The sequence below is a fragment of the Buttiauxella massiliensis genome (assembly GCF_902500225.1).
Lineage (GTDB): Bacteria > Pseudomonadota > Gammaproteobacteria > Enterobacterales > Enterobacteriaceae > Buttiauxella > Buttiauxella massiliensis.
Genome location: NZ_LR722649.1, coordinates 389,005 through 398,437 on the forward strand (window position 1 = coordinate 389,005; position 9,433 = coordinate 398,437).

The 9,433-nt window shown below is 51.3% G+C and carries 4 protein-coding genes; 1 reads left to right on the top strand and 3 read right to left on the bottom strand.

Annotation, left to right across the window (positions count from 1 at the left end):
• Nucleotides 1-91: 91 nt before the first annotated feature.
• The 3 genes from GC128_RS04110 to GC128_RS04120 form a co-directional block, all read right to left on the bottom strand.
• Nucleotides 92-1,465 (bottom strand): HlyD family type I secretion periplasmic adaptor subunit, encoded by a 1,374-nt coding sequence (locus GC128_RS04110; protein ID WP_151993214.1) that lies wholly within the window; start codon nt 1,463-1,465, stop codon nt 92-94.
• Nucleotides 1,452-3,623 (bottom strand): type I secretion system permease/ATPase, encoded by a 2,172-nt coding sequence (locus GC128_RS04115; protein WP_226811995.1) that lies wholly within the window; start codon nt 3,621-3,623, stop codon nt 1,452-1,454. Before GC128_RS04115 ends, GC128_RS04110 begins: the two co-directional genes overlap by 14 nt.
• Before the next feature lie 119 nt (nt 3,624-3,742).
• Nucleotides 3,743-5,086 carry a TolC family outer membrane protein gene (locus tag GC128_RS04120; RefSeq protein WP_151993216.1) on the bottom strand — a complete coding sequence of 448 codons (1,344 nt, stop codon included), beginning with the start codon at nt 5,084-5,086 and terminating at the stop codon, nt 3,743-3,745.
• 404 nt (nt 5,087-5,490) lie between these two features.
• Here GC128_RS04120 and GC128_RS04125 point away from each other — a divergent pair.
• The coding region (locus GC128_RS04125) for a retention module-containing protein (protein ID WP_151993217.1) at nt 5,491-9,433 on the top strand (3,943 nt) is incomplete at its 3' end.

Below are 9,433 nucleotides of genomic sequence, written 5' to 3' on the forward strand. Positions count from 1 at the left end.
ATCCGGGTGTTATGTATTTAACGCCAACCAGCTACTGAATTTCACGATAAAAAAAGCCGCAACATCATCTGTTGCGGCTTTTTTATCGTTTCTATCTTTCGCGTAATGCTTCCGCTTTGGCGCGAATAATCGGTTTCAGCAGATAACTCAGAATGGATTTCTTACCAGTTATGATATCGACTGAGGCGACCATACCCGGAATGATGACCATTGGATGCTCTTTGGTCCCCAGGTAGTTCTTATCAGTGCGCAGGCGTGCAATGTAGTAACTGTGGCCTTCTTTATCGGTTACTGTGTCCGGGCTTAGCTGTACCAGCTCGCCATTCAGACCACCGTAGGTGGTGTAGTCGTAAGCGGTAAACTTCACGACCGCATGTTGCCCTGGGTGCAGGAAGGCAATGTCACGCGGCTGAATTTTCACTTCGATAAGCAGTTTGTCATCAAGCGGCACGATTTCTACTAAGTCACTGCCTGGCTGAATTACTCCACCAATGGTGTTAACCAAAATTTGCTGGACGACACCGCGAACAGGCGAGACCACCATGGTTCGATTGACGCGGTCTTCAAGTGCTTTGCCTGTGGCTTCTGCTTTGCTCAGATTCGTGCGTGCTTCGTTAAGCTGTGACAGCGCGTCGCTCTGGAAGCGGTTACGACTTTCGCCAATCTTGTTTTCAATCTCTTTTGTCTCAGATGCAGACTTAGGAATGGAAAGCGTAACGGAATCCAACAGCCCTTTAGTTTCTACTTCAGTGCGGCGTAAACGCAGGATTTCAACTTTAGAAATTGCACCTGAGGCCAGCAGCGGCTCAGACATTTTGATCTCTTGCTGCAGTAAACCAAGGCTGTTTTTGTACTGTGCCTGTTTGGACTGGAAGTCACGCAGTTCCTGTTTTTTCTGTACTAACTGTTCCTGAAGACCTTCAATTTCATTCTGGAACTGGCGTCGGCGACTGTTAAATAAATCGACTTCTCCGCGTGCAACATCGGGTGCTTGCTTAGCAATTTCATCAGAAATAACAAACTCTTTATCTTCAGCTTCCGCTGTCAGGCGGTCGATTTTAGCCTGCAAGCCAAGTTTGTCTGCTTCAGTTTCACCGACATTTGAAGCAAAGCGAGTGTCATCCAAATGAATCAACGGCGCGCCAGCTTCAACGATTTGCCCTTCATGCACATACAGCTCGGTGACAATACCGCCTTCCAGGTTCTGTATTTTTTGCAAGCGTGATGACGGAATGGCTTTACCTTCGCCTCGTGTAACTTCATCAAGTTTGGCAAATCCGGCCCAAACGAACGCCAGTAAGACTAATACCAGGATAGTCCAAAGAGTCAGACGAATAACGCGTGGGGAGTCATCAATCAGAGCATGACTCACCTCGTTAATGTTATCGGCCTGGTTCTCATCGCGACCTTTAAAGTAGTGGCGAATTTGCGGGCGTAAACGTGCAAATAACTCAGCGAGACGCATTGATTTGACCCTTCTTCAGCGCATCCATAACAATGGCTTTCGGGCCATCAGCAATAATGCGTCCTTTATCAACAATAATCAGTCGATCAACCAGTGTCAGCATCGACGCTTTGTGCGTCACGAGTAACAGTGTTTTATCAGCGACAAATGGCACCAGCGCTTGTTTAATCTTGTCTTCACTGGTGTTGTCCATCGCACTGGTTGGTTCATCAAGTAGCAGAACTGGTGGCTCCAGCAGGAGTGCACGGGCCAGAGCAACAGCCTGGCGTTGCCCGCCGGACAGCTGCATACCACGCTCACCAACTTGCAAGTTGTAACCGTCAGGGTGAACACGAGCAAATTCGTTAACGCCAGCAAGTTCCGCGGCGCGCAGCATCGTTTCATCATCGACATAACGGGCACCGCAAATCAGGTTATCACGCAGTGAACCATTAAACAGCTGAATGTCCTGAGGAACATAACCAATGCTGTGGCGCAAATCGTTGACGTCCAACTGACGAGCATCTACGTCGTCGATCAAAATATTACCGCCGGTTGGCTGGTAAAGATTGATTATCAACTTGCTAATCGAGCTCTTGCCCGAGCCACTACGACCGATAATACCTACGCGTTCGCCGGGCTTAATGGTCAGATTAATCTTTTGCAGTGAAGGGTTTTTCTGCTCAGGATAACTGAAGTCGACATCTTTGAATTCAATGCTGCCACGGAACGTTTCACGCTTGAGAGGGTGCTCATGATCGCGTCTCTCCTGCGGCATCGACATCATTTGCTCGGTGTTTTTGATAGTCAGGCGCGCCTGGTGATAACGGGCAATCAACCCGGTCAACTGACCCATTGGCATCAGCGCACGGCCATTAAGCATGTAGCAGGCAATCAGGCCGCCCATGCTCAGCTTGCCGCCAATAATCATATACACGCCGACGATAATCATGATGACGCCAGACATTTGCTGGAACCATCCGGTCAAGTTGCTGGCGAAGCTGGATAAGGTTTTAACGCGTAATTCCAGGCGGCTTAAACTGCCCAGAGTTTGTTCCCATTGATACTGGCGTTCGCTTTGTGCGTTGTTGACTTTGATAGCGTCCAGACCACTGAGTGTTTCAATCAGCAATGCCTGACGCTCACTTGCCAAACTCATGGTTTTGGCAACGGCGGCATTTACAGGTTTCTGCAACGCCCAGCTAATCACCAGCGCGATAGGGAAGGTCAGTAACGGGATCCATGCCAGCGTCCCGCCGATAATGCCAATTACCAGCAGCAGCACCAGCGTAAACGGCAAATCGATAAGCGTGGTCAACGTGAGCGAGGAAAGGAAATCACGCAGCGACTGAAATTCATGAATGTTTTGCGCAAAGCTACCCACGCGAGCAGGGCGCGCTTTCATCTCCATGCCGGTAATACGCTCAAAGAGCGTGGCTGAGATAATCAGGTCACTCTTTTTACCGGCAATGTCGAGGCAGACACCACGCAGCATTTTTAAGATCAAATCGAAAACAAACGCCATGCAAATACCGACGGCCAAAACCCACAAAGTCACCGTGGCATGATTGGGTACAACCCTGTCATACACGTTCATGGTGAACAGCGGAGTTCCCAGCGCAATCAGGTTAATCAGCAAGCTTGCTAATATCGCATCCATGTAAAGATAGCGAGATAGCATCAGCGTATCTTTGAACCAGGATTTTGTACGCGGCAGGAAAGATTCAGACTGTAAGTCAAACTCATGACGAGGATGCGCGAAAATCACCTGGCCTGCGTAGCTTTTCTCAAGCTCTGCTGCATCAATATTGATTTCACCACCTTCGCTCTCGCTTGGCATAATGCGCGCAGTTCCATCGGCGTTCCAACCAAGCAGTACGGCGGCACCACCATCGCGTAGCAAAAGAATCGCAGGCAGAGACATGGCGGCGATTTTATTGAGCGAACGTTTGATGACACGTGCTTTTAAACCTGCACGAGCGGCAGCACGAGGCAAAATAGCCAACGTCAGGCGATCGTTCTCCAGCGGCAGCCCACTACTCAAAGTTGAGCGGCTTGCTGATTTACCATGCACAGAACAAAGAACCAGCAGGCAATCGAGCAATGGATCGTCATTGCGACTGCGCGGGTCATGATAATGCGACTCCTCAACTGGAGGAGCCTCTGACATTGTATTCATGTGTTCAACTTGTGAATTCATTGATAGGAATGTTCCTGACGCAATTATTTAGCAAAAAATAAAAAAAGCGAACTAATCCTGAAATAGTTCAGCGGGTAACTATTTCAATTAATTAAATGCTAATTAAGTTCAGGTAATGAGTTATTTTCTGGAGAGTCTATTGGTTGACCTGCAGGCACTGGATTAATTTTAAGTGCTTTTAATAATTCACCTGTACGCGCGCAAATACGATAACCCGTCGTAATCTCCAGATAACGTAATTCAACAAGGCGGCGTTTAGATGAGAATACTTCATTTTCACTATCCAATAAATCCAGCAGAGTTCGTTCACCCAGGCTGAACTGATCCTGATAAGCGGTACGAACTTTCACGCTGCGGTCAGCATAATCTGTGGCCGCGGGAATTTGGTCTCTGGCGCTTTTTAATGCTGACCATGCAAGGCCAATTTCCTGATTCATCTGGCGCAAGGTGTTATTACGCACGTCCTGAGATTGTTTTTCCAGATACGCACGGGACTGCATTGCTGCTTTATCGCTGCCGCCCTGGTACAGGTTGTAATGCAGTTTCACCATCGCCTGCCACTCTTCAGAATGGGCGCGAGTCGTGTCGGTGTCATTACTGATGCTGCGAGATACCGCTACATCAACACGTGGGTAAAAAGTTGATTTTGAAGCTTCATATTGCTGGCGAGCAGCCTGAATATCGGCATTGGCAGATTTCAGCAGCGGGCTGTTGTCTTCCATTATGCGTTTGGCATCTTCAAGCGATTTTGGAAGGATGGCATCAATACTTTCAGGCAGACTCAGGTTTTCAGGTGCTTCACCGGTCACACTCATGAATGTAGTATTCGCATCTTCGAGGTTGGTTTGCTCAGTCAACAAGTTGTTGCGAGCCTGCGCCAGACGCGCTTCCGCCTGCATTAAATCGCCTGAGCGGCCAACGCCTTGATCGGTACGCAAACGAATCTGGTCGTAGATGCGTTCATGGTTCGCGAGGTCATCTTCTGCCAGATGCACATATTCTTGGCGTTGCAATACATCAACGTAAGCCTGAACCACCTGGAATGCGGTATTTTCGCTGATGTTGAGCACGTTAAAAGCACGGGAATCAACGGTTGCCTTTTGACGGCCAACTTCACTAGACGTCGCAAAACCGTCGAATACATTCTGGTTGAGGCTAAGCGTGGCGTCGTTTGGAGACAAATTCATGCCATTATTACTACCACCCGCACGCGTAGTAGCATCATTGATGTTTTTCTTGCCTGCTTCGGCATCTACATTCAGAGAAGGAAGATATCCCCCGCGCGCTGCGCGCAAATCCTGCTCTGCAGAATAACGACTATTTACTGAAGCATTTACTTCCGGATGGCTGGATAAAGCTTGATTTACGGTATTTTGTAAAGTTGCTGCGTTAACTGATGGTATTGATAAACAACCAAGTATAAAAAGGGAAACCTTCTGCATTTTATGAAGCCTTTATATTGCGCGCGTTAACGATATCCCTATATCACGCCTTATATCCATTTCTGTTTTAACACGAAACATCATATCAATTAACAAGTGCAGAGGTCTTTATCTGATTACATTAAACGCAGCTTTCATTCGCAATGAAATTTAATGTTCTGTAATGTGATGTTTCACTTTTCGTCATTTTTGATTATATTTAACGCTCAGTCAAGTCTCCGATAATAGAGTGCTAATAACTGTGTTTTTTTCTACATTTATAAATAATCCCTAATAAGGATATGTCCATTAATGGGCATTTTTCTATTTTTGGTTATGTATTACAAATGAAATAATAATGTTATTAATTATTTAATTTATTGCGACTTTTATAAAAATAACGATGATATTCAAGAGAGGGTACTGTGAGTAATTTACTCGGTGTTATTAAAGCGGTCATTGGTCAGGTTTATGTAGTAGAAGCAGATGGCTCGCAGCGTCTCTTGAAAGAAGGTGACAGAATCTACAGTGGTGAAGAGATTGTCACGGGAGCCAGCGGCGCGGTGAGCGTATCACTGCCTGATGGTAAAACCCTGGATCTCGGACGTAATAGCCACTGGAGTGAGCATGGCTTGAATGCAGTAAGTACTGCAGAGCATGACACTCAGGATGTCGCATCGTTACAGAAATCCATTGCTGACGGCGCTGACCCGACACAAGCATTAGAAGCAACCGCTGCGGGCAATGAAGCACCGGTGCAAATTGAAGGCGGCGGCGGTGGCCACACTCTTGTTCAGTTAGATTTAACTGGGCAGATAATTGATCCAACCGCCGGTTTTAAAACAGCTGGCCTGGGTTCGCCGACATGGGAACTTAACTTACCCGAAAACGGCTTAGCCGATGCTGGTGCTCCACCTGTTTTGCCACCGTTAGTTAACATTGATGATTTTGCTGGTAACGATGGCTTTATTAACAAAAATGAAATCAATCACACCAATATCAGCGGTACCAGTAATCAAAATCACATCACTCTGACCTTCACAGATAGCCAAAAAAACACAATCACCCTCGACGTACCCGTCTCTAATGGCCACTGGACATTACAACCAGATTTAAGTGGTTTGGTTGAAGGTGAGATTACTGTTGTGGCAACGGCGACTGATGTTTCAGGCCGTACTGCAGAAAGTACCGCTAATTCTCTTATTGATGTTACCGATCTGCATGACCAGATCACCATCGACAACGTCACACCCGATAACGTTATTAACATCAATGAATCTCACGAAGCGCAGACCTCCGTTCACGGAACGGTTGGCGGCGATGCAAAAATCGGTGATGCCATCACATTAACCGTCGATGGCAAGGAATATCACGATGTCGTTATCGATCTCGGTAATGGCAACCTGGGCTATCGGATCAATGTCTCGACTCAGGGGCTGCTGGCCAATCCGAATATTCATGCCACGGTGACGTCAACCGATGAGGCTGGGAACACGACTCAGGCATCCAGCGATCATACTGTAGCTATTGATACCAACGTTTCTGCCGATATCACCATCCATCAGATTTCCGGTGACGACATCCTCAATGCGGCGGAAAGCCAGAAGCCAACCACCACCATCAGCGGCACCGTGGGCGGCGATGCGCGTGTGCATGATGTGGTGACGCTGACGGTGAACGGCCATGAATTTACCGGCACCGTGCAGCCAATGCCGAACGGCCAACTGGGTTACAGCATTGAAGTGAACACCGCGGACCTGGCGAACGGCCAGCAGGTGCATGCCACCATCACCACCACTGACGGCGCGGGTAATACCGCGACCGCGACCGCAGACCATGCGGTGAGCGTGGATTACGTGGCAACAGCCGATATCACTATTCATCAGATCGCCGGTGATGACATCATCAATGCGGCGGAAAGCCAGAAGCCGACCACGACCGTGACCGGCACCGTGGGCGGCGATGCGCGCGTGCATGATGTGGTTACGCTGACGGTCAACGGCCATGAGTTTACCGGTGCCGTACAGGCTATGCCGAATGGTCAACTGGGCTACAGCATCCCGGTGAACACCGCGGACCTGGCGAACGGCCAGCAGGTACATGCCACCATCACCACCACCGACGGGGCGGGTAACACCGCCACCGCCACGGCCGACCATGCGGTCAGCGCCGATTACGTGGCCACAGCCGATATCACTATTCACCAGATTGCCGGTGATGACATCATCAATGCGGCGGAAAGCCAGAATTCAACCACCAATGTGACCGGTACCGTGGGCGGGGATGCGCGGGTACACGATGTGGTGACCCTGACGGTGAACGGCCATGAGTTTACCGGTGCCGTACAGGCTATGCCGAATGGTCAACTGGGCTACAGCATCCCGGTGAACACCGCGGACCTGGCGAACGGCCAGCAGGTGCACGCCACCATCACCACCACTGACGGCGCGGGCAATACCGCGACCGCGACGGCGGATCACAGTGTCAGCCTCGACTACGTGGCCACCGCCGATATCACTATTCACCAGATCGCCGGTGATGACATCCTCAATGCGGCGGAAAGCATGAAGCCGACCACCACCGTGACCGGCACCGTGGGCGGCGATGCGCGCGTGCACGATGTGGTGACCCTGACGGTGAACGGCCACGAATTCACCGGCACCGTACAGCCAATGCCGAACGGTCAACTGGGTTACGCGATTGATGTAAACACTGCGGATCTGGCGAACGGTCAACAGGTGCATGCGAGTATCACGACGACGGATTACGCCGGTAACACCGCCACTGCCACGGCAGACCATGCGGTGAGCGTGGATTACGCGGCGACCGCCGATATCACCATTCACCAGATTGCCAGTGACGACATCATCAATGCGGCGGAAAGCCAGCAGCTGACCACCAGAGTGACCGGCACCGTGGGCGGCGATGCGCGCGTGCATGATGTGGTGACGCTGACGGTCAACGGCCATGAATTTACCGGTACGGTGCAGCCGATGCCGAATGGCCAGTTGGGCTACAGCATCCCGGTGAACACCGCGGATCTGGCCAACGGCCAGCAGGTGCATGCGAGTATCACGACAACGGATTACGCCGGTAACACCGCCACCGCCACGGCAGAACATGCGGTCAGCGTGGATTATGTGGCCACCGCCGACATCACTATTCATCAGATTGCCGTTGATGACATCATCAATGCGACGGAAAGTCAGAAGCTAACCACCACCGTGACCGGCACCGTGGGCGGCGACGCGCGGGTGCACGATGTGGTGACGCTGACGGTGAATGGGCATGAGTTCACCGGCACGGTGCAGCCGATGCCGGATGGCCATCTGGGTTACGCGATAGATGTGAACACTGCGGACCTGGCGAACGGCCAGCAGGTGCATGCGAGTATTACGACAACGGATTACGCAGGTAACACCGCGACCGCCACGGCGGATCACAGTGTCAGCCTCGACTATGTGGCCACCGCTGATATCACCATTCATCAGATTGCCAGTGACGACATCCTCAATGCGGCGGAAAGCCAGCAGCTGACCACCAGAGTGACCGGCACCGTGGGCGGCGATGCGCGCGTGCATGATGTGGTGACGCTGACGGTCAACGGCCATGAATTTACCGGCACGGTGCAGCCGATGCCGGATGGCCATCTGGGCTACAGCATCCCGGTGAACACCGCGGATCTGGCCAACGGTCAGCAGGTGCATGCGAGTATCACGACAACGGATTATGCCGGTAACACCGCGACCGCCACGGCGGATCACAGTGTTAGCCTCGACTATGTGGCCACTGCCGATATCACCATTCATCAGATTGCCGTTGATGACATCATCAATGCGACGGAAAGCCAGCAGCTGACCACCAGAGTGACAGGCACGGTGGGCGGCGATGCGCGCGTGCATGATGTGGTGACGCTGACCGTCAACGGCCATGAATTTACCGGCACCGTACAGCCGATGCCGAACGGCCTGCTGGGCTACAGCATCCCGGTGAACACCGCGGATCTGGCCAACGGCCAGCAGGTACATGCGAGTATCACGACAACGGATTACGCAGGTAACACCGCCACTGCCACGGCAGAACATGCGGTCAGCGTGGATTACGCGGCGACTGCGGATATCACCATTCATCAGATCGCCGTTGATGACATCATTAATGCGGCGGAAAGCCAGCAGCTGACCACCAGAGTGACCGGCACCGTGGGCGGCGATGCGCGCGTGCACGATGTGGTGACGCTGACCGTCAACGGCCATGAATTTACCGGTACGGTGCAGCCGATGCCGAATGGCCAGTTGGGCTACAGCATCCCGGTGAACACCGCGGATCTGGCCAACGGCCAGCAGGTGCATGCGAGTATCACGACAACGG